The sequence below is a fragment of the Arthrobacter sp. ISL-69 genome (assembly GCF_018613775.1).
In the GTDB taxonomy this organism is placed as follows: Bacteria; Actinomycetota; Actinomycetes; order Actinomycetales; family Micrococcaceae; genus Arthrobacter.
Genome location: NZ_JAGGPO010000023.1, coordinates 85,523 through 104,655 on the forward strand (window position 1 = coordinate 85,523; position 19,133 = coordinate 104,655).

The window sequence follows — 19,133 nt, forward strand, 5'->3', positions numbered from 1 at the left end:
TTTGAGGGGGTTGGGTCTGCCGCACGTGCGGCTGGGTGGGGCGGGGCCTAGGCGCTGAGTCCGAGGTCCTCGTGTACTACCTGGGCCAGGAGGTCCTTGCCGGCGAGGTACCGCTCGAGGTCATCCAGGGCGGCATCGGACATCCTCCGGGTTTCGGTTCCGAGGGAGCCGGCGATGTGGGGCGTGATAATCACATTCGGGAGGTTGTACAGCGCAGAGTCCGCGGGCAGGGGCTCGGGCTCCGTGACGTCCAGCAGCGCAACGATGCGTCCGGTGGCGCACTCGGCTTCGAGAGCTTTCGTGTCAACCAGCGAGCCGCGGGCGGTGTTGATCAGCGTCGCGTGGTCCTTCATGGCGCGAAGCTCCCGTGTGCTGATCATGTGGCGGGTTTCCGGCAGTGCCGGTGCGTGAATGGTGACGACGTCGGAAACCGGCAGGAGTTGCTCAAGCGTCACCAGCGTGCCGCCGGCTGCCGCCACCTCAAACGGATCCGCGTGGGGATCGCTGACCAGGCAGGTCACGTCCTGGAGTTGCCGGACCAGCTGGACCACCCTGCGGCCGATGCGGGAGAAGCCGATGACGCCCACCGTGCGGCCGATGTTGCCAAGCTCGCCGCGGGCCGTGGTGTAGCTCCAGTCAGTACGGAAAGTGCGGGCATCGTTGGCCAGGACGTGGGCCTTCTTGCCTGCGAGGACGATCGAGGCGAAGGTGAATTCGGCCACCGGGATCGCGTTGGCGTCCGCTCCGTTCGTCACCAGGATGCCGCGCTCCCACAGCTCGTCGCTGACGAAGCTCCGGACTGTTCCTGCACAGTGGAAGACGGCCCGCAGCTTGGGCATGCGCTCCAACCGCTCAGCAGTGAGCCGGGGAACTCCCCAACTGGTGAGCAGGATCTCCACCTCTTCCAGGCACCCGGCAAGTTCCGGCGCGTCCAGGGAATCCGTCCATTGCTGTCCACCGAGGTCGACCAGTCCTGCCAGCCGCTCCAGTCGCGCGGAATCGAACTGGTCGGCAAAGGTTCCGCTATTCATGACCAGCAGTGCCTGGGGCTTGAGCGACATTGAGGGGATCCTCCCTTCGGGTTCTCGACCGGCGTGTTCGACCGGTTATTTATGTGTTGCATCACATCTAATAATCGGTACATACTCATAAACAAGACGGTTCATTCAATTCAGTCGAACTCGATCTAAAACATTCAGATTCGAACACACGAGGGAAGAATCCGCATGGCAAAACCCACCGTCACCGCCGCCGTGGAAGCGCCGCCTCAGTCCCGTGCGCATCCGCTTCGCGCCGGTTGGGGCAGCAACGCTTCCGGCCCCGCGCTGACCAGTGCCCTGCAGGGCTCCAGGGACCGCCTCACCGTGCGTCCAGCGTCCGACGGCGCGTGGCAGCGCGCCGCTGCAAGCCCGCTGGGGCAGCTGATCGCCCAAGCTGCCGAGGAGAAGGGGAGCCCTTGGCCGCAGCCGCTGGTGTCCCACTACGCGCGGTACTTCCGCGACGGAAACCGCACAGCGTACGAGGGACTCGTGGCGGCACGGCAGCAGCGGCTGACGCGCGCCGTCGTGATGGCTGCATTGCCGCACGGGGCGGACGGCGAGGCGGACGCCTGGCTCGATGAAGTGATCGACGGCGCGTACCTCCTGTGCGAGCAGAGCTCCTGGAGTTGGGCCGCGCACGACGACGTCTTCACCCGTGCCGGCGACGTGGTCCCGGACCGCACGCGGCCATACCTGGATCTCGGTGCCGGCGAGGTCGTAGCCCAGCTTGCCTGGCTGGACCTGGTCCTCGGCGAGCAGCTGGACGAGCGGGCACCCGGGCTGCGGAGGCGCCTGCGGGACGAGACACAGCACCGCGTGATCCGGCCCTTCCTGGACCGGCTCGACTGGCACTGGCTCGGACTCGACGGGGATGTCCACAACTGGAACCCCTGGATCCACTCGAACATCATCGCCGCCGCACTGCTGCTGGTGGACGATCCCGGTCTGCAGGCCCGCACCATCGCCCGCTGCATCGAGGGCCTTGACCGCTTTCTGGCCTCGATCCCGGCCGACGGCGCCATCGATGAAGGCTTCGCCTACTGGTGGAACGGCGCCGGCCGGGCACTCGAAGGACTCGCCGTCCTGGAACAAGCCACCGGCGGGATGCTCGACGCCGACCTCCCGGCCATCCGCGCGCTGGTCGCCTTCCCGCACCGCATGCACCTGGGCCACCGGTGGTTCCTCAACGTGGCCGACGGCCCGGCACGCGCCGCCGAAGGGCTCCCGTGGGACATGCTGCACCGCTGGGCCGTCCGGCTGGGTGACGCGGAAGCCGCCCGGCACGCCGCCGCCTTCGCCAGCGCGGAAACGGATTCGACGGCGGGACTCGGCCGGGTGCTTCACTCTCTGCTCTCCCCCTCCCAACTAGGTAGCAATAGTGGTCGTTTTGAGGGCTCAGAACGACAACAATTGCTACCCAGTTGGGGAACGTACCTCCCGTCAGTGCAGATCATGGTGGCGCGGCAAACCCCGGGCACCACGGAGGGCCTCACCCTGGCTGCGAAGGGCGGGCACAACGGCGAGCACCACAACCACCGCGACGTCGGGTCGGTCGTGGTCGCCGTGGACGGCGTGCCCCTGCTGGTGGATGCCGGGCAACCCACCTACACCGCCAAGACGTTTGGACCCGATCGCTACGACATCCGGGCCATGCAGAGCGCCTGGCACAGCGTTCCTGCGCCCTTCGGCTTGGAACAGGGAACCGGTAAAGGGTTCGCCGCCACGGTCATCCAGGAGCCGACGCCGGAGGAACCGACGCTCGCGCTCGGACTCGGTGGCGCCTACGGACTCGGCCACGCTGAGCAATGGATCCGCACGGCGCTACTGAACCGGGAACTCGGGACTGTGGTGATCGATGACCGATGGAACCTGCCGTCGTCCCCGCCCGGGGGGATAGCTTCCGGCGGGACGGACGACGTCGACATCACCTTCCTCGTCGCCGGCACCTTGAGCATTGGTAATGACGCCACGGCGACCGTCATGCCGGACGGCATCCCGACTGTGGACGGAGGCAAGGGCGTGCGCCTGCGCTGGAAACCGGCCACCGCCGTCGTCCTCGTGGACGAATGGCACCTCGACGATCCGCTGCTGCGCGATGTTTGGGGCCAAAAACTGACTCGCCTGCGGTTCCGCATGCCCGCCGAAACCCGCGCCTCCGGCGCATTCACCCTGACCGTGGAGGCAACGAATGAGTTCTGAATCCAGCCCGGAAGCGGGCGGCAAGTCGCTGTTCTCCCTCCAGCGCCGTGAGCGGCTCATGGAGGAGCTGCGCGCGCACGGCGCCATCACCGTCCGCGACATCGCCGCCAAGCTTGGCGTCAGCGAACTGACCATCCGCCGCGACGTCAACATCCTCGCCGATGAGGGATTGGTGTCCCGCGTGCACGGCGGCGCCACACTGCGGAGCCCGCTGGACCGTTCCGCGGTTGCCGGGAAGCCCGCATCGCACGGCTACTCCATCGGCATGGTGGTGCCGTCGCTGGACTACTACTGGCCGCAGGTCATCGGCGGTGCGCGGGAGGAAGCCGAGGAGCAGAACCTCCGGATCCTGGTCCGCGGCTCCGCCTATGACGCCGCCGACAACCGCCGGCACGTCCAGGCCCTTCTGGACACCCAGAACATCGACGGGCTGATCGTGGCACCGGACATGTCGGGCGAACACGGCCAGGAGCTGCTGCGCTGGCTCAACGCCCTGCCCATTCCGGTGGTCCTTACCGAACGCCGGTCGCCGTCGGAGGTCCCGGCACACCGGCTGGAATGGGTGGCAACCGACCACGCGTTCGGGGCGGGCATGGCCGTCCGCCATCTGTGGCAGGAAGGCCACCGCATGATCGGATGCCTCACGGACTCCACGAGCCCCACCAGCCCGCACGTGGTCCGCGGCTGGCAGCAGGCGATGGCCGCCCTGAAAATCCCGGTCGAAAAATCCGTCCACGAAGACTCCGCCAAGCTGGACAACGACCACCGCGCCAAGCATTTCGACCACGTCCTGCGGCGCTGCCGGGAGACGGAAACAACCGCCATGCTGGTGCATTCGGACACCCAGGCCGTGGCGTTCGTCCAGCACTGCGTGGACCGGGGGGTGGACGTGCCGGGAAGCATGGCGATCGTGGGCTACGACGACGAGGTGGCCTACTTGGCGGAACCGGCCATTTCCGCCGTCAGGCCGCCCAAACGCTACGTCGGCAAGGTGGCCGTGCAGCTCATGGCGGCACGACTGGCCGAGGGCCGGATGCGGCCCGTGCACCGCATCGACCTCAACCCGGAACTGATTGTGCGCGACTCGTCGTTGGGTGCGCCCCGTCAGCAGTCCGGAAACGCCCTCCAGGATTCCCTGTGACGGCGGGCAAGTTGACGACTGCCAGGGCCCTGCTCCTGAGCGGCACCGGCCGCTACGCGGACCCGTGGCATCCGTTCGCCGACACGTCCGCCGCACTGGCGGCGCTGCTGCAGGAAGGGGGCTTCGAAGTGGAGGCAGCGGACGACGTCGATGCCGCCCTGGCGGGGCTGGGCACCCACGCGGCCTGGCCGGATCTGCTCGCCGTCAATGTCGGCCTGCCCCGCGACGGCGGAACATCCCCCGGCACGGCGGCCGCGGCGCGGGGACTGGAGGCCTGGGTGTCCGGCGGCCGGCCGATCCTGGCCAGCCACGTCAGCTCAACGAGTTTCGTGGACTCCCCGGCCTGGGAGGACGCGCTGGGCGGCCGGTGGGTCCGCGGAACATCCATGCACCCCGAGTACGGCACCGCGCACATTCTGGTGGACCCCGGATCCGGCGCGGTGACAGCCGGAATTCCGGACTTCGAACTCTCCGACGAACGCTACAGCTGGCTGCGCGTCAACCCGTCCGTGTCGGTTCACGCCCGGCACCGGCACGACGGCGCACTGCATCCCGTGGCCTGGTCCCACGTCCGCGGCGAGGCCAGGACGTTCTACGACGCGCTGGGCCATGATGCGGCCTCTTTCGAGTCCCCGGAGCACCGGGAGCTGCTTCGGCGCGGCATCGCCTGGCTGGCCGGCGGCATCACCGCGGACTAACGCCCCGGCCGGCCTACTTCTCGTCCGGGCCCAGGTCCGGGCTGTCCACGAAGCGGACCTCCCGCGTGACGCTGCCGTGGAGTTCCAGGACGGCGAGTTCATTCCGGCCGGCGCGGATCAGCGGTGCCGGAATGTACAGGGTGCGCTGGGGGCCGCGGCTCCAGTACCGCCCCAGGTTGAAGCCGTTGATGAAGGCGTTGCCCTTGGTCCAGCCGTCCAGCCGGAGGTACCTGTCTTCCGGGCCGTCGGCTTCAAAATCGGCGAACGAAACGGACGGTCCGGCCACCCCGCCACCGCCGGGCCCGAGGGCGCCGGCGGCCCCGCGAAGCTCCTGAAGTGCCGCGAAGTCCAACGGGCGGATTTCCCACCCGAGGAGTTCCTCGCCGTCGAGCTTTACCGGGGCAATCAGGCCCTTGACCTCGCCGATCCGCTGCCCGTAGTTCACCCGTCCCTGATCTTCCACCAGGACCTGCAGCAGACCCCCGGACGGCAGCGCAATGGCACGCTCACCGAGGTCGCGGCTGAGCACGCCCACAGGGACGCCTGCCAGGAAGAACTGGGCGCGGTCGCGGACTTCTCCGACCGTCAGAACCCCGCCGCGCTCCAGCACGGTGCTGTAGAGCGTGAAGCCCCGGTAGTGGGCGGCGTCTTCGGTGGTGGGCGCCGGACCGGGCGCGTCCAGGGCGGCACCCAGTGCCGGCAGGACGTCCAGGACCGGGACTGAAGCGTGGACCATTACCGTTGAGGCGACGGCCTGCGGACGGCGTTCCGGCAGCTCGTCCGGAACCGGGAAGTACTTCGAGATCACCTCGCGGAAGGCGAAGTACTTCTCCGTGGGGTAGCCGTCCTCGGTGAGCGGGGCGTCGTAATCGTAGGAGGTGATGGTGGGTTCATAAATGCCCTTGTCGTTGGCGCCGTTGGTGAAGCCGAAGTTGGTGCCCCCGTGGAACATGTACACATTCACGGACGCCCCGGCAGCCAGCAGGGCATCGAGCTCGGCTGCGGAAGCGGCGGCGTTGGTGGTGTGGTGATGCGTTCCCCAGTTGTCGAACCAGCCGTTCCAGAACTCGGCACACATGAGCGGCCCGCTCGGCTGGTGGCGGCGCAAAACCTCGAGCCGCTCAGTGGCGCGTGAACCGAAAGTGCCTGTTTTGTGCAGCTCCGGAAGGGACCCGTCCTCGATCATGGTGCCGAATGGCTGGTCGCACGTGAAGAGCGGAACGTCGATCCCCTCGCGTTTGACCAGGTCCACGAGGTGCTGCAGGTAATGCTTGTCGTTGCCGTAGGCGCCGTACTCGTTTTCGATCTGGACCATGATCACGGGCCCGCCGCGGCCGATCTGGCGCTCCGCTACCGTGGGCAGGATCGCTGCAAAGAAGGAGTCGACGGCGGCAAGGTAGCCGGGTTCGCTGCTGCGGATCCCCACTGTCGGGTCGCTGAAAAGCCAGGCCGGCAGCCCGCCGTTGTCCCATTCGGCACAGATGAAGGGCCCCGGCCGGACGATGGCCTGCATCCCCTCGGCCGCAACCAGGTCAAGGAAGCGGCCCAGGTCCAGCTGGCCCTCGGCGGTGAAGGCGCCGGGGTGGGGGACGTGTTCGTTCCACGGGACGTACGTTTCGATGGTGTTGAGGCCCATCAGGCGGGCCTTGCGGATCCGGTCCTGCCACAGGTCCGGGTGGACGCGGAAGTAGTGGACGGCGCCGGACAGCACGCGGAACGGCTCGCCCCGAAGCAGGAAGTCTTCCTCACCTATGGCAAAGGGTCCCATCTTGGTGTCTCCTTCGACGTCGAGCCACGTAGGCGCCGACATAATTCAACTCTTATTTCAGCCATTAGAATAACTCGCAGGACTGCGGTTGGGAAGACCCACCGCCGCCTCCAACCGTGGAGGGATCACCCGCGGGACCACACGGGCGGTCAGAGATTCTGCGCCGGAAATTCTGCGCGCAGCCTACCGAGCCCTACCGACCGCGCCTGCTCCGCCGCTCCGGCTGACTCGCCAACAGACTCGCTGCCGGTGAACCCGGCGCCGCAGAATTCGAACCTGGCGCCAGCCGCATCCTCCACGTACCGGACTGTCAAAGACGGCGCAGCCTCAGATCCGAATATAACCACTGCGGCATATATGCCGTCGGCCGCCGGTCCGGACGTTCCCGCCCACGGGATGTCGTGCCCGGTGCCGACAGGCGAGGGGCGCTGGTCAACATGGTGGCCGCCGTCGTCGAGCTCCCTACCAAAGCCAGCCAGAGGCACTACGGAGCTGTGGAGCCCGGAACCGTGAAGCATGCCGGAATCCGGAGTAACGGGCCAGCCTCCGATCAGGAGCCGGACCGGAGGAAACTTGTCCGCGCCCGCCAACCGCACGATCCGCACCTCCGCGTTGCCGCAGCTGATGGACAGCACGGTAAGTTCGGGGCCGGCGGTCGATTGCCCGCGTGCACCGCTGCCGTGGTCCGGTCCGCCGTCGGGGTCCGCGTCGATCCAGTTCGCGGACCAGCGCGAGGCACCGAGGAGCACACCGTCAGCATCCGCCTGGCCCAATACTTCGAAGCCGGTCCGGTGCGTGTGTCGGCCGGTGCCGTCAACCAGGGTCACGGCGTTGTCCAGCGACTCCGGTTCCAGGTCCGGGAAGCTGTGCGTCGAGTATCCCAAGCGAGCGTACAGGGGCGAATCGGCGGTGATGTCCCCCTTGTTGGCGTGGTCGGTTCCGTGATTGTGGATGCGGACCACGCCGTCCCGGGCCGTGCCGCTGACCTGCCAGCCGGGGGCCGCGATCAGCCGGGTGGTGTCGCCGGTCTCCACCGGCAACGGTTCCTCCACGGCAGTCCACACCCGGTGATCGGCCGGCAGGGCCAGCCCCATCATTCCCTTGGCGGCCCAATAGGGGGATCCGGCTCCCGAATAAGACTGCTTCATGCCGGGGAATTCGCCGTGCCAGCCGATGGACAGCAGGCCGTCCTGGCCCATGGCGCCGTGGCCGGCGAAGTAGTTCAGCATCCCGGAGGCCGCGCGGCGGCTCAGGCCCGGCGACAGCCGCGTGTGGCCGGCGAGTTCGCCGGCCCAGAACGGCGCCGCCGCGGCGAAACGGTAAATCAGGCTGCGGCCCTGGACCAGCGGGGCGCCGTTAGCACCCACCAGGTGGGCGGCATCGTCCAGGAAGTCCGCCAGCCGAGCGCCGTCCGTGGCTGCCCGGGCCTGCACCCTGGGATCCTGCGGAGCCATCAGTGCCCAGAGCTGCGGATAGACCTGGAAAGCCCAGCCGACGTAGTGGTCGTAGGAACGCTCCGGGCCGTCGGCGAACCAGCCGCCGCCCTGGTAGAGGGAATCATGAACAGCCAGGCCGGCTTCTATATCCGCGTCGGAGTAGCGTCCGCCCACTGAGGCGAGGAACTGCTCCACCACAATCTGGAACCAGACCCAGTTGATGGGCGGGTATTCCTCCCCGATGACTGTCTCGAACCAGGCGATGAGCTGTTCCTGGACGCGCTGCGGAAGCCGGTCCCACAGGTGTTCGCGGGTCAGGGCCAGGCCGACGGCCAAGGACGCGGCTTCCACCTTGGCCTGTCCCAGTTCGTCGGGCCGGGGCCACCTCTCCGCCGAGTACGGGTCGGTCCCCGCATCCAGTCCTTTGGCGTACCAGTCGGCCAGCCAGCCTGTCCCTTCGGGATCGCCGGCTATGCGGAAGGACGCCAGCAGGAAAGTCCTGGCGAAGGCTTCGAGGGAGTCGCTGCTGCGGCCGTAGGCGCTCACGGCACCCGGCAGGTGGATGTTCGCGTGGCTTTCGGTGCCGTAGACATGGACGGCACGCAGCAGATGGTCGGCGTAGCCGGTCCAGTGTCCGCGGGTCAGTCCCGTGTAGGGGGAGAGCGTGTAGTCCGGTTCCGGCAGGTCCAGGCGGGGCCGGTTCATGCGCCCGCTGCCGGCGATGTGGCCTTGCGCACCGCGGTCCGGTTGGCGGAACCGCGGCTCGGCAGCCCCACCTGCTCCAGGAATCCTTCGAGGGCAAAGGTGGCCATGCCCAGGGTCACCGAATTGCCGGCCACCGTGGACAGGCCCACGCGGACGGCAGCGCCGGCGCTGGGCAACATTTCGTTGGGCAGGTACTTTTCGGTGACCTGGAGGAGTTCAGCGCCGATGCTCCCGGCCGTCCAGCCCAGGATGCTGACGTGATCCGGGTTGATGAAGTTGATCAGGTTGCCCAGGGCGGCGGCGAAGTAGCGGCCCGTGACTTCAATCAGCTCGATGCAGTCAGGATCGCCGTCGGCCAGTCCCTTGGCGACGTCGGACACGAACTCGCGCTGGCGGTCGCCGGTCAGGAGGTCATGGGCGGCGTTGATCTCCGCCATGGTCATCTGCAGCCCGGGGACACCGAGGTACGCTTCCACGCAGCCATGACGCCCGCAGCGGCAGAGGCGGCCGCCGAAGACCAGTGTGGTGTGTCCCCATTCACCGGCGGTGTTGCTGGTGCCGCGGACAAGGTCTCCGTCAATGGCCAGGCCGGCGCCCACGCCGGTGCCCAGGTTGATGGTGGCCACGTTGTTGACCAGGCGCCCCGCGCCGAACCACAGTTCCGAAATGGCGATGGCCCGCAGCGGGTTGTCGACGTCGACGGGAAGCCCGATGGCCTCGGCCAGCATCGACTGGATCCGCACTTCGTGCCAGTCCCAGTTGGGGGCGAACACGGAAACCCCGCGTTGCGGGTCCACCTGGCCGGGAAGGCTGACGCCGGCACGCAGCAGGCGGTCCCGGGAGATGCCGGCGTCGGCCATGGCCTCGTCAATGACGCCGGCCACGCGGCGCACCAGCGCGGCGGGTTCGTTTTCTTCGATGGCCAGCTCGCTTTCGGCCTGGCCGATCACCCCGAGGGCGAGGTCGTAGATGTCCACGTGGATGTAGGTCTCCGCGATGTCCACCCCGACCAGGGCGCCGCGGTCCGGCGAGATCTTCAGCCGCGTCACGGGCCGGCCGCCGCCGGAGTCCTCCCGGCCGGCTTCCACGAGCACGCCGACGTCGATCAGTTCGCCGACAATGTTGGAAATGGTGGCAAAACTCAGTCCGGTTGAAGCTGCAAGTTCCTGCCGGGTCGCGGTGCGCAGGGAGTAGAGCCCGCGCAGCAGGGCAAAGCGGCTTTCGTTGCGGATGTCCTTGGACGTTCTCTTCGTCATGGTCTGCTTCTACGTTCGCTTCGGTCGGATTGTCAGCTGTGCGCCGGTTGGCACAGCAGGGATTCGAGCCGGCCCGCGGAGGTGCCGCGGCTTTCCAGCAAAAGGGTGAGTCTGGCCTGCGGTTTCATCATAGGCGCCGGGAGCCAGATCACACCGGGGTCGCCGCCCCGCATTGGCGGCGTTCCGTCCGTGCCCGGCGGATCCAGCAGGAGCCGGCCAAGCCGGGTGCCGTCCAGCCAGGCGCTGAGCATCAGCCCGGAGCCGGCAGCCTTCAGGAAATACCCCCGGTCGGCGGGCAGTTCCGCCAGGTCCGGCCACAGCCATCGGGCCGCACCGGCAGGAACGTCGAGCGGTACCGCTCGGCCCGGCGCCGAACCCGGCACGGCACGGTCAGCGAGCTCATCGAGCTCATCCTGCGGCAGGGGCTGGACCGACCAGTCCTGCAGTCTGGAACCGGACAGGAGGGTGACGGGGCCCGGGCCATGGGAAGGATCGTGGGGGAAGGAGACTGCCACGTCCCATCCGGCAGCACCGGATGGCAGGAGGCCGGATGGCAGGAGGCCGGATGGCAGGAGAAGGTACGGATTCTCCGGCGTCACCGTCACCTTTAACGGGCTCCCCACCGAAACCGACACGGGGCACGGCAGGCCGGCGAAATGCAGGTAGTTCCGGTCCTCCGGCCCCGCGGGGATGGTCTTCCGGTACTCGATGCCCACGCCAAGCCGCGTGCTGCTCCAGCCGCCAAAGCGGCGAAGGGCCCGGCCGGGTTCCGCCCACTGGCCGCCGCCGTGGACGTGCCAGAGGCCGGAAACGTCGGCACGCCGGGAAACAGCCATGACCGTTCCGGGCCCGCGCAGGGAGCCCAGGGCCAGCGCCGGCAGCCGTGCGTCATCGAAGTTCGAATGACCCCAGATTTCGACGTCGGCGGTGAGCTCGCCGCCGTTGCCGGACGGAAGGTCGACGACGGCGGCAGCACCGAACGGGGTCAGACTTCCCAGTGCTTGGGGCGCCGAGGCGGCGTCCGCAGCGAAGGTCAGCGACAGGATGTCCGCGGCTCCGTCGACCAGAAGCTGCGTGCAGCCGGCCGGCACCGCGGCCCGGTATCGGCCGCGGCCGGCGTGGACGCCGAGGGCCTCGAGCGGCGGTGCGGTGGAATGCCCGGCTGACGGCACGTCCGCGAAGAGCTCCGCCGTTGCTGTGGCGGCCGTGGAAAGCACGACGCCGGCCAGGTTCGCTGGCTCGTCATTCATCCCCGGGGTCCCAACGGTGGCATCCGCCGTCCTCCACACAAGTCGGGGCCCGCCGTCGAACACCACCGAGCCGGAACCGGCTGACAGGTCCGCTACCAGGCGGCCGTCGCGGATCTCGGCCTGCCCTGATTCGGTTTCCAGTCCGCCGTCGGGCGCCAGCAGCAGCACGGCGCCCGGTGTCGCGGTGAAAGTGAGTTCGAGCCCGCTTGCGGTCGGCTCGACGGCGACCAGTTCCGCCGTCGCCAGTTCCAGGGTTGCGGGCACGCCCCACTCCCCCAGCGGGAGGTTCACGGGCAGCAGCGGGCACTGTCCCGGCCGCACCGCCACGGAGGCGAAGGCGCCGGCGTCGGTTTTGATCTGGAGGGTGCCGGTGCAGTCGGAGAGGTTGGGCAGGCCTGCCAGGTGGCCGCCGCCGGCCAGGGCCAACGCCGGACGGATGCTTGACGTTGGGAAGTCCGGCACCAGTTCCACAGGGGCATCCAGCACCGGGACGGAAGCTGCGAGTCGGGTGCCCAGTGCTTCGATCACGCCGGCGAGTTTCTGTCCTTCGAAGAATTCCGGACGCCTGGCACCGTCGGCTGACACGGAGCCGCCGAAGTCGTAGCTGTGGGTCATGAAGTTTCCGGGGTTTCCCCAGTTTCCTGCGGAGGGGTTGAGCCCGAAGTTCCAGCCGGAGCTTTGCAGATAGGGGGCAATAAGCCGGGCGCCGGCGAGCAGTTCGCGCCGCAGCGTGAGGTGCAGCCGGTTGGTCTCGGTCACCAGCAGCGGCAGGCCGCGGGCCTCCAGCTCGCGCTGGTACGCCAGGACCTCGGCCTCGATGTCCGGTGACGAATCGTCCGGATAGAAGTTGGCCGCGGGCACCACGCCCGGCGCTCCGCCCGTTGCCGCTGACAGGTCGCCCTGCCCGGCGCAGGCGATGACCGGCACGGTGATGCCGGCCGCGACGGCCGCCTCGTTCAGTGCCTGCATGTAGCCCGGCCGGTCCAGGCAGTCGAAGAAGTCGAGTTCGTTCTCGACCTGCAGCAGGATGATGCTCCCGTCCCGTCCGTGCTGGCGTTCGGCGAGGAGCGGCAGCACCCGCCGGTACCACCCAAGGGCGTGGGCGAGGAACTTCGGTTCGTTTTGCCGGACCTTCAGCTCCGGGTCCAGGCCGAGCCAGGCCGGGAGCCCGCCGCCGTCCACTTCGGAGCAGATGTACGGGCCGGGGCGGGCCATAACGTACAGGCCTTCAGCCGCTGCGAGGTCCAGGAACCGGGCAACGTCCCGGCCCCCGGAGAAGTCGAACACGCCCGGCGCCGTCTCATGGAAGTTCCACGGAATGTACACGTCCACGGCGCGGTAGCCCGATTCACGGACCAGCTTCAGGCGGTCCTGCCATTGCTCCGGCGGCAGCCGGAAGTAGAACAGCGAGGAGCACAGCAGGAGCTGCGGTTCGCCGTCGATCATCAGCCTGCCGCCCTCGAGCGAAACAGGACCGCCTGAAGAGGAGTTCATGGCTACTTAACCCCCGCGCTTCCGGTGGAGATGTTCATCTCGTACATGTACTTCTGGCCGAAGTAGTAAATGATGATCATGGGCAGCGAGAGGAACAGGGTGCCCACCATCACCAGGTTCCAGGGCGGTGTCTGCAGTTCCTGGCTGGTGCTTGTCAGGAGCTGGACGCCCAGGGCGAGCGGCATCTTGGTGTCCTCGTTGAGGTAGATCAGCGGACCCATGAAGTCGCCCCACGTATAGGTCAGGGTGAAGATGGCGATGGCGATCAGCACAGGGGTCATCATGGGCAGGACGATCCTGCGGAAGATCCCGAAGTACCCCAGGCCGTCAACCATGGCGGCCTCGTCCATTTCCACCGGGAGACGGGTGACGAACTGCCGGATCAGGAAGACGTTGTAGGCGTTGCCAAAGAAGTTGGGGATGATCAGCGGCAGAAAGGTGTTGATCCAGCCCAGTTCCTTGAACAGGATGAACTGCGGAATCATGGTGATCTGCGCGGGGATCATCATGGTGGCCAGGACAACCATGAAGGTGATGTTCTTGCCCTTGGCGCGCAATCGGGCGAACGCGTAGCCCACCAGTGCGGAGGAAAAAACCTGCCCCACAGTGGAGAACACGGATATGATCACCGAGTTCATGACGAAGTTTCCCACGGGCTGCTGAGTCTGGAAGATCCGCACAAAATTGTCCCAGCGGAACTCCGTGGGGAACAGCGAGAAGCTACCCGTGCTGACCGTCTGGTCGCTGCTCAGCGCGATGGACACCACAAAAACAAGGGGTGCGAAGAAGACTGCGGAGGCGATCAGGAGCCACGCGTAGGTGAAGCCCGTGCTCTTGTAGACCTTGAGTGCGGCCATTAGTTCTTGACCTCTGTTTCGTAGAAGACCCATTTGCGTGATGTGACGAAAGCCAGGACGGTCAGCGCCATGACGATCAGGAACAGGAGCCAGGAAATCGCCGAGGCATAGCCCATGTGGTAGTTCCGGAAGGCCTCGTTGAAGAGCAGCGGAACTACCATCTGGCTGGCGTTGTCCGGACCGCCCTGGGTCAGGATGTACACCTGAGCGAAGACCTGGAAGGCGCCGATGATGCCCATGATCAGGTTGAAGAAGATAATGGGGGTCAGCTGCGGGAACGTGATGCTCCAGAACTGCCGCACCGAGGACGCGCCGTCGATTTCCGCGGCCTCGTAGAACTCCTGCGGAATGCCCTTCATGCCCGCGAGGAGAAGGACAGTTGCTCCGCCTGCCTGCCACAGGGAGAGCAGGATGATGGCCGGCTTCACCCAGTCGGAGTCGAATAGCCAGGCCGGTCCGTCGATGCCGAATAGTGCCAGGACCTTGTTGATGGGGCCCGAGTCGGGGGCCAGGAGCATCTGGAAAATCAGGGCCACCGCCACGATCGGCACCAGGTGCGGCAGGTACACCAAGGTGCGGAAGATCTTCCTGGCCCGCATTTTCTTGTTCAGCAGCGCCGCCAGCCACAGCGCGATCCCCATGCCCAGCGGGACGGAGAAGAACGCGAAGTAGAAGGTGTTCCAGAGTGTCTTGTGGAACACCGTGTCCTCGGTGATGAGGCGTGCATAGTTGGCCACGCCCACCCAGTTGGGGTCCGTGAAGGAGTCCCAGTCGGTGAAGGACAGGTACACCGACGCAAGCATGGGGCCGAGGAGGAAAACCGCGAAGCCGAAGACCCACGGCGAAATGAAGAGCCAGAAGAACCTGGCCTCCTTGCGCCGCATGGAGCTGGGGCGTGCTTTTTGTTGGGGCGGGGCGGCCCCCCGTTCCGGCGCCGCGGCCGGAGCGGGGACCGGAGCGGGGGCTTTCTGCTGAACAGTTGTCATTGGTCGGGGCTTCCTAGGCCTTGACAATCGAGTCGAGGCGCTTCTGAAGATCGGCGGCGGTGGTCTTCGCGTCGGACTTGTTGAGCCAGAAGTCTGCCATGGCGTCCGTGATGGCCTTCTGCATTTCGTTCCATTCAGGGATGAACGGCGGCTTGAAGATCGACGGCGTCGAGTCCGGGAACACCTGCATGTCCACATCCCCCTTCAGCCAGGACGGCTTGAGGAACTCCTGGCTTTTTTGCAGGTCCTGGCGCGCCGGAACGTCCTGGCCCAGCTTCAGGATGGGCTGCTGGCCCTCGGCCGAGGTCATGAACTCAATGATCTTGAAGGCATCGGCCGGGTTCTTGCTGCTGCGGGACACGGCCAGGCCGGAGCCGAAGGCTGAAATGGCCTTTTCCTTGCCGCGCCAGATGGGAGCAACGTCCCAGCTGATCTTTTCCTGCTTGGCAAGGTTCCCGATGTTCCAGAACCCGGTGCTGTTCATCATGACCTTGCCCGAGGCAAAGGCCGCGTCGCCGCCGACTCCGGCACCCATGTTGGCGTAGTCCACCTTGGAGGGTGCCACTTTGTGCTTGTAGACCAGGTCCTGGCAGAACTGGAGGGCCTCGATGACTTCAGGGGTGTTGACCGTGGGCTTGCCGCTGGACGGGTCGATGATCTGGCCGCCGTTCTGGTAGGCGAAGGACATCCAGATGGGCCACCATTCAGTGCCGCCGAATCCGAAGACACCGTTTCCGGTCAGTTCCTTGGCAGTGGACAGCAGCTCGTCCCAGGTCCAGTCCGCGGTGGGCGCCTTGAGGCCCTTCTTTTCGAACTCGGCCGTGTTGTAGTACAGGATCATGGCGCCTGCGCGGTCGGGTACGGCGTAGGTTTTGTCCTTGTACTTCCAGTTTTCGGCCACCGGCCCGAAGGTCCCGGAGAGGTCCAAGGAAGCCTTGGAGATGTAGTCATCCAGCGGCAACAGCTGGTTCTTTGAGCTGTAGGCGTTGGCGTCCTCGGCCACCTGCATGATGTCCGGCCCCGTGCCTCCCGAGATCATTGTCTGGACCTTCTGCGCGTAGTCCTTGTTCGGAATGATCTGGAGCGTGATGTTGTAGTCCGGGAACTTGCTCTTCGCCAGGTCAAGCCGGGCCTGGTAGGCGGCCTTGTCCGGATCCCCGCCCCAGACCGTCATCACAAAGTCCTTGGCGCCGGAGGAGGCGGATCCCGAGCCGGAGCCGCAGGCCGTGAGCGTGATGATGCCGACCGCCGTCGCACCGAAACCGGCCAGCAGGCTGCGGCGCGAGACATTGGTTTCAAGAAGCTTCATTGCATTCCCTTCATTGGCCGGCGCTCATTGCCGGACGCGGTGTACCCGAAGATGTGAGCGGGTTCAGCCGGTCGCGGCGAGCCCGAACGGCGCTTACGCTATTGCTTATTCTAACCCTTGTCAATAGTATTTAGTGACGTGCGGCACATGGCGCGAAACAGTGGGGGCGCGGAAAACTAACGCGCCCATTACCGGCATGAAACGCGGCGGCAACAATGGCGCAGGACACTGGATATGCCGGCAATTGCAGGCAGAAGCCCAAGCTCCAGCTCAGGAGGCCACGCCATGTTGAAGGAAGCCAAAGCCCATGTAACCCGTGTTCGCGCCCTGGACCAGTTGCACCGCGGCGACGAGATCGAAGCCCGCCTGTCGGTTGGTCCCAGCTATGACGACGTAGTGATCCGCCGGGGCAGGGTGCAGGATACTGCGCCGGGAATCGGCGTCGTCTGGATCATGGACCGCCAGACCGGAATGCGCAAGGCGATCAATGCGGACGAATGCAGCGTTTGGCGAGTAGCCTGAGCCCCTCAGCCCCCGGCCACGGACTGGATGATCACCACTTCCTGGCCGCCGGCCACTTCAGTTTCCAGCCCCCGCAAGCGCCGGACCTCGTCGCCGTTCACGTAAATATTCACGTAGCGGCGGAGGGCACCGGTTTCATCCCTCAGCCGCCTCGCAAGCACCGGGTAGTCACCGGCCAGCGAGTCCAGCAGGAACCCCACAGTCACCGCCCCGTCGGCGGGCGCAGTCAGGATGGACTGCCCGCCGGCGAGCGGCTGGAGGACACTGGGCAGCACCACGCTGATGTCAGCCATAACGGACCCTTAAGCGGGTACCGGAGCGCCAGGCAGCAGGGACGCGGACACCACAGCGGCGCGGATACACAAAACGTCCGGCAGATGTGAGGCCACTTCGGTGAAGTGCTCGCCCTCGTCCGGGCTGGCGTAGACGGAGCCGCCGCGTGTTCCGAAGTACACCCCGGCCGGTTCCGCGGAATCCACCGAGGCAGCGTCACGGAGCACGGCATTGTATTCACTCTGCGGCAGCCCGGAGTCAAGGCGCTTCCAGGTCTTGCCGGCGTCATCCGTCCTGTGCGCGGCCAGCTTGCCGTCCGGCGGGATGCGTTCGCCGTCGGCCTTCAGCGGGACCACCCAGGCGGTTCCCGCCCGCCGGGGATGCGTCAGCATCACAAAACCAAAATCAGCCGGGAGGCCTTCGGCAATCGACTCCCAGTTCTCGCCGTTGTCGTCCGTGCGGTACACGCCGTGGTGGTTCTGCGCGTAGAGGCGGCCGTCGACGGCGGCGTCCGCCGCGATCTTGTGGACGCACTGGCCGAATTCGGGGTTGGGATCCGGCATGAAGTAGGCCGATATCCCCTTGTTCCGCGGCTCCCAGGAGGTCCCGCCGTCGAGCGACCTGTACACGCCGCCGGTGCTCATGGCGACGTGCACCTTGTCTCCGGTCGGATCCACCACGATTGAGTGCGCGGCCGCCCCGCCGTAGCCGGCACCCCATTCGCTGCGGTGCGGATGGTCCCAGAGGCCGCGGTTCAGCTCGAAGTGTTCGCCGCCGTCGGTGGATTTCCACACAGAGATGGGCTCAGCGCCGGCCCAGACCACACCCGGGCGGGATTCGGCGTCGGGATAGATCTGCCAGATGCGTTCCACGGCGGCGTCGGTGCCCTCCGGGAACTTGATGGCACCCTGTTCCGGTTCGGTCCAGGTCGCACCCAGGTCATCAGAATGCGCAACGGTGGGGCCCCAGTGCTCGGAGCGGACACCCACCATGATGCGGGTCCGGCCGTTGCGGGTATCGATGGCAATGCTGGGGACCTCGCTCATCAGGAAGTGCGGGCCGGACATGGACCATTCGCGCCGGTCCGGGCTGGTCGCCAGCCACAGCCCTTTTTTCGTTCCGATCGCTAGGACATAACTCTCTTCGCTGGCCATGCACCCCATGCAACCACTCCAGCCCGGGGGCCGCAATGGTTTCGGCGCGGCAAAGTGCGTCCCTGGAGGTCAGTCCACGAATTCGGACTGCGTCTCGATAAAGTCCCAGTCCGCGTCCGTGAGGACTCGTGAGGGGGTGTCGGGGTGCGGGCCGCCAGCCTCGGCAATTCCCTGGAGCACGGGCAACGGCAATTCCTCCGTGCGAAGGTTCTCGCGCAGCCATTCCTTGCTGTCCAGATCCAGATCAAGCCACCACATGTAGATTTCCACCGCGGACCACCTCTCCCTATGCCTCAACGTTATTCCGCCCCGGAGGGGTGTACAAGGGTCCAATGGCGGTGTTGCACGCATGCCAGCCGAACGGCAGGCGCCCCTTGTGCCTGCAGTTCCAGTGGGCCAATCTTGTCTTGTAGGGCAGTCCGGCACGCCTGAACTACCGCGACGGACGCCCTCTGTGGAGGCACTCCGCACAGCGATGAGAAGGTTGCCATGGACAGCCCTCGCCCGTTCGCCACTGACTTCCACCCATAGGAGCCTTCCATGAGCACCGAGCAGCTGATCATCATCGGGTCCGGCCCCGCAGGCTACACCGCGGCGATCTATGCCGCCCGCGCCGGACTGAGGCCCCTGGTCCTGGCCGGGTCGGTCACTGCCGGCGGCGCGCTGATGAACACCACCGAGGTCGAAAACTTCCCCGGCTTCCCCGGCGGTATCCAGGGGCCCGAGCTCATGGACGGCCTGCAGCAGCAGGCTGAACGATTCGGTGCGCAGGTGGTGTTCGACGACGTCACTGACGTCACGCTCACCGGTCACCTCAAGCGCGTGGTCACCGGTGCCGGCGACATTTACGAGGCACCCGCCGTCATTCTCGCCACCGGTTCCGCCTACAAGGAACTGGGCCTGGCTGAGGAGAAGAAGTTCAGCGGCCACGGCGTCTCCTGGTGCGCCACCTGCGACGGATTCTTCTTCCGCGACCAGGACATCATCGTCGTCGGCGGCGGGGACTCCGCCATGGAGGAAGCGACCTTCCTGACCCGCTTCGGGA

The 19,133-nt window shown here is 66.6% G+C and carries 16 protein-coding genes; 5 read left to right on the plus strand and 11 right to left on the minus strand.

What is annotated here, in order from left to right:
• Positions 1–47: 47 nt before the first annotated feature.
• A complete protein-coding gene (locus J7I79_RS17260; RefSeq protein ID WP_214955283.1) occupies positions 48–1,061 on the minus strand; it encodes a hydroxyacid dehydrogenase in 1,014 nt (337 codons plus the stop codon).
• A gap of 165 nt (positions 1,062–1,226) precedes the next feature.
• On the opposite strand from J7I79_RS17260, the gene J7I79_RS17265 reads away from it, so the two are divergent.
• The 3 genes from J7I79_RS17265 to J7I79_RS17275 are packed head-to-tail and all read left to right on the plus strand — an operon-like array spanning position 1,227 to position 5,078.
• Positions 1,227–3,239 (plus strand): heparinase II/III family protein, encoded by a 2,013-nt coding sequence (locus J7I79_RS17265; protein ID WP_214955285.1) that lies wholly within the window; start codon positions 1,227–1,229, stop codon positions 3,237–3,239.
• On the plus strand, positions 3,229–4,380 hold the full coding sequence (locus J7I79_RS17270; protein ID WP_214955287.1) for a LacI family DNA-binding transcriptional regulator: 1,152 nt from the start codon (positions 3,229–3,231) through the stop codon (positions 4,378–4,380). The genes J7I79_RS17265 and J7I79_RS17270 overlap by 11 nt, the downstream gene beginning before the upstream one ends.
• Positions 4,377–5,078, plus strand: a complete 702-nt coding sequence (locus J7I79_RS17275; RefSeq protein WP_311380601.1) for a ThuA domain-containing protein — start codon at positions 4,377–4,379, stop codon at positions 5,076–5,078. Before J7I79_RS17270 ends, J7I79_RS17275 begins: the two co-directional genes overlap by 4 nt.
• A gap of 13 nt (positions 5,079–5,091) precedes the next feature.
• Here the strand turns inward: J7I79_RS17275 and J7I79_RS17280 are convergent, their stop codons facing one another.
• From J7I79_RS17280 to J7I79_RS17310, 7 genes are all read right to left on the minus strand, one after another.
• Positions 5,092–6,846, minus strand: a complete 1,755-nt coding sequence (locus tag J7I79_RS17280; RefSeq protein ID WP_214955318.1) for a beta-galactosidase family protein — start codon at positions 6,844–6,846, stop codon at positions 5,092–5,094.
• A 149-nt stretch (positions 6,847–6,995) separates the two neighbouring features.
• Entirely contained in the window at positions 6,996–8,987 is a 1,992-nt protein-coding gene (locus J7I79_RS17285; RefSeq protein ID WP_214955289.1) for a DUF2264 domain-containing protein, read from the minus strand.
• Positions 8,984–10,243, minus strand: a complete 1,260-nt coding sequence (locus J7I79_RS17290; protein WP_214955291.1) for an ROK family protein — start codon at positions 10,241–10,243, stop codon at positions 8,984–8,986. Before J7I79_RS17290 ends, J7I79_RS17285 begins: the two co-directional genes overlap by 4 nt.
• A gap of 32 nt (positions 10,244–10,275) precedes the next feature.
• Positions 10,276–12,987 (minus strand): beta-galactosidase, encoded by a 2,712-nt coding sequence (locus J7I79_RS17295; RefSeq protein ID WP_214955293.1) that lies wholly within the window; start codon positions 12,985–12,987, stop codon positions 10,276–10,278.
• Positions 12,988–12,989: 2 nt separating this feature from the next.
• Positions 12,990–13,844, minus strand: a complete 855-nt coding sequence (locus J7I79_RS17300; RefSeq protein ID WP_251042931.1) for a carbohydrate ABC transporter permease — start codon at positions 13,842–13,844, stop codon at positions 12,990–12,992.
• Positions 13,844–14,830: a carbohydrate ABC transporter permease gene (locus J7I79_RS17305; protein WP_214955297.1), complete on the minus strand. Its 987-nt coding sequence runs from the start codon at positions 14,828–14,830 to the stop codon at positions 13,844–13,846. Before J7I79_RS17305 ends, J7I79_RS17300 begins: the two co-directional genes overlap by 1 nt.
• A gap of 13 nt (positions 14,831–14,843) precedes the next feature.
• Positions 14,844–16,139 (minus strand): sugar ABC transporter substrate-binding protein, encoded by a 1,296-nt coding sequence (locus J7I79_RS17310; protein WP_214955299.1) that lies wholly within the window; start codon positions 16,137–16,139, stop codon positions 14,844–14,846.
• A gap of 285 nt (positions 16,140–16,424) precedes the next feature.
• Here J7I79_RS17310 and J7I79_RS17315 point away from each other — a divergent pair, with 285 nt between their 5' ends.
• Complete coding sequence (locus J7I79_RS17315; protein WP_214955301.1) at positions 16,425–16,661, plus strand: hypothetical protein; 237 nt, start codon at positions 16,425–16,427, stop codon at positions 16,659–16,661.
• A gap of 5 nt (positions 16,662–16,666) precedes the next feature.
• On the opposite strand, the gene J7I79_RS17320 is transcribed toward J7I79_RS17315, so the two are convergent.
• Genes J7I79_RS17320 through J7I79_RS17330 form a run of 3 tightly spaced genes read right to left on the minus strand, consistent with a single transcriptional unit; the run spans position 16,667 to position 18,358 of the window.
• Positions 16,667–16,954 carry a MoaD/ThiS family protein gene (locus J7I79_RS17320; protein ID WP_104175209.1) on the minus strand — a complete coding sequence of 96 codons (288 nt, stop codon included), beginning with the start codon at positions 16,952–16,954 and terminating at the stop codon, positions 16,667–16,669.
• Positions 16,955–16,963: 9 nt separating this feature from the next.
• Entirely contained in the window at positions 16,964–18,097 is a 1,134-nt protein-coding gene (locus J7I79_RS17325) for an exo-alpha-sialidase (RefSeq protein ID WP_214955303.1), read from the minus strand.
• A gap of 60 nt (positions 18,098–18,157) precedes the next feature.
• Positions 18,158–18,358, minus strand: a complete 201-nt coding sequence (locus tag J7I79_RS17330; protein ID WP_214955305.1) for a hypothetical protein — start codon at positions 18,356–18,358, stop codon at positions 18,158–18,160.
• A gap of 270 nt (positions 18,359–18,628) precedes the next feature.
• Between J7I79_RS17330 and J7I79_RS17335 the strand changes: the two genes are divergently transcribed.
• A partial coding sequence (locus J7I79_RS17335; RefSeq protein WP_214955307.1) for an NAD(P)/FAD-dependent oxidoreductase occupies positions 18,629–19,133 on the plus strand: 505 nt, incomplete at its 3' end.

Coding starts and splice junctions, on each gene's coding strand:
- J7I79_RS17315 (WP_214955301.1), top strand. CDS start 16,425: ATGTTGAAGGAAGCCAAAGCCCATGTAACCCGTGTTCGCGCCCTGGAC.
- J7I79_RS17265 (WP_214955285.1), top strand. CDS start 1,227: ATGGCAAAACCCACCGTCACCGCCGCCGTGGAAGCGCCGCCTCAGTCC.
- J7I79_RS17320 (WP_104175209.1), bottom strand. CDS start 16,954: ATGGCTGACATCAGCGTGGTGCTGCCCAGTGTCCTCCAGCCGCTCGCC.
- J7I79_RS17270 (WP_214955287.1), top strand. CDS start 3,229: ATGAGTTCTGAATCCAGCCCGGAAGCGGGCGGCAAGTCGCTGTTCTCC.
- J7I79_RS17300 (WP_251042931.1), bottom strand. CDS start 13,844: ATGGCCGCACTCAAGGTCTACAAGAGCACGGGCTTCACCTACGCGTGG.
- J7I79_RS17285 (WP_214955289.1), bottom strand. CDS start 8,987: ATGAACCGGCCCCGCCTGGACCTGCCGGAACCGGACTACACGCTCTCC.
- J7I79_RS17280 (WP_214955318.1), bottom strand. CDS start 6,846: ATGGGACCCTTTGCCATAGGTGAGGAAGACTTCCTGCTTCGGGGCGAG.
- J7I79_RS17305 (WP_214955297.1), bottom strand. CDS start 14,830: ATGACAACTGTTCAGCAGAAAGCCCCCGCTCCGGTCCCCGCTCCGGCC.
- J7I79_RS17260 (WP_214955283.1), bottom strand. CDS start 1,061: ATGTCGCTCAAGCCCCAGGCACTGCTGGTCATGAATAGCGGAACCTTT.
- J7I79_RS17295 (WP_214955293.1), bottom strand. CDS start 12,987: ATGAACTCCTCTTCAGGCGGTCCTGTTTCGCTCGAGGGCGGCAGGCTG.
- J7I79_RS17290 (WP_214955291.1), bottom strand. CDS start 10,243: ATGACGAAGAGAACGTCCAAGGACATCCGCAACGAAAGCCGCTTTGCC.
- J7I79_RS17310 (WP_214955299.1), bottom strand. CDS start 16,139: ATGAAGCTTCTTGAAACCAATGTCTCGCGCCGCAGCCTGCTGGCCGGT.
- J7I79_RS17325 (WP_214955303.1), bottom strand. CDS start 18,097: ATGGGGTGCATGGCCAGCGAAGAGAGTTATGTCCTAGCGATCGGAACG.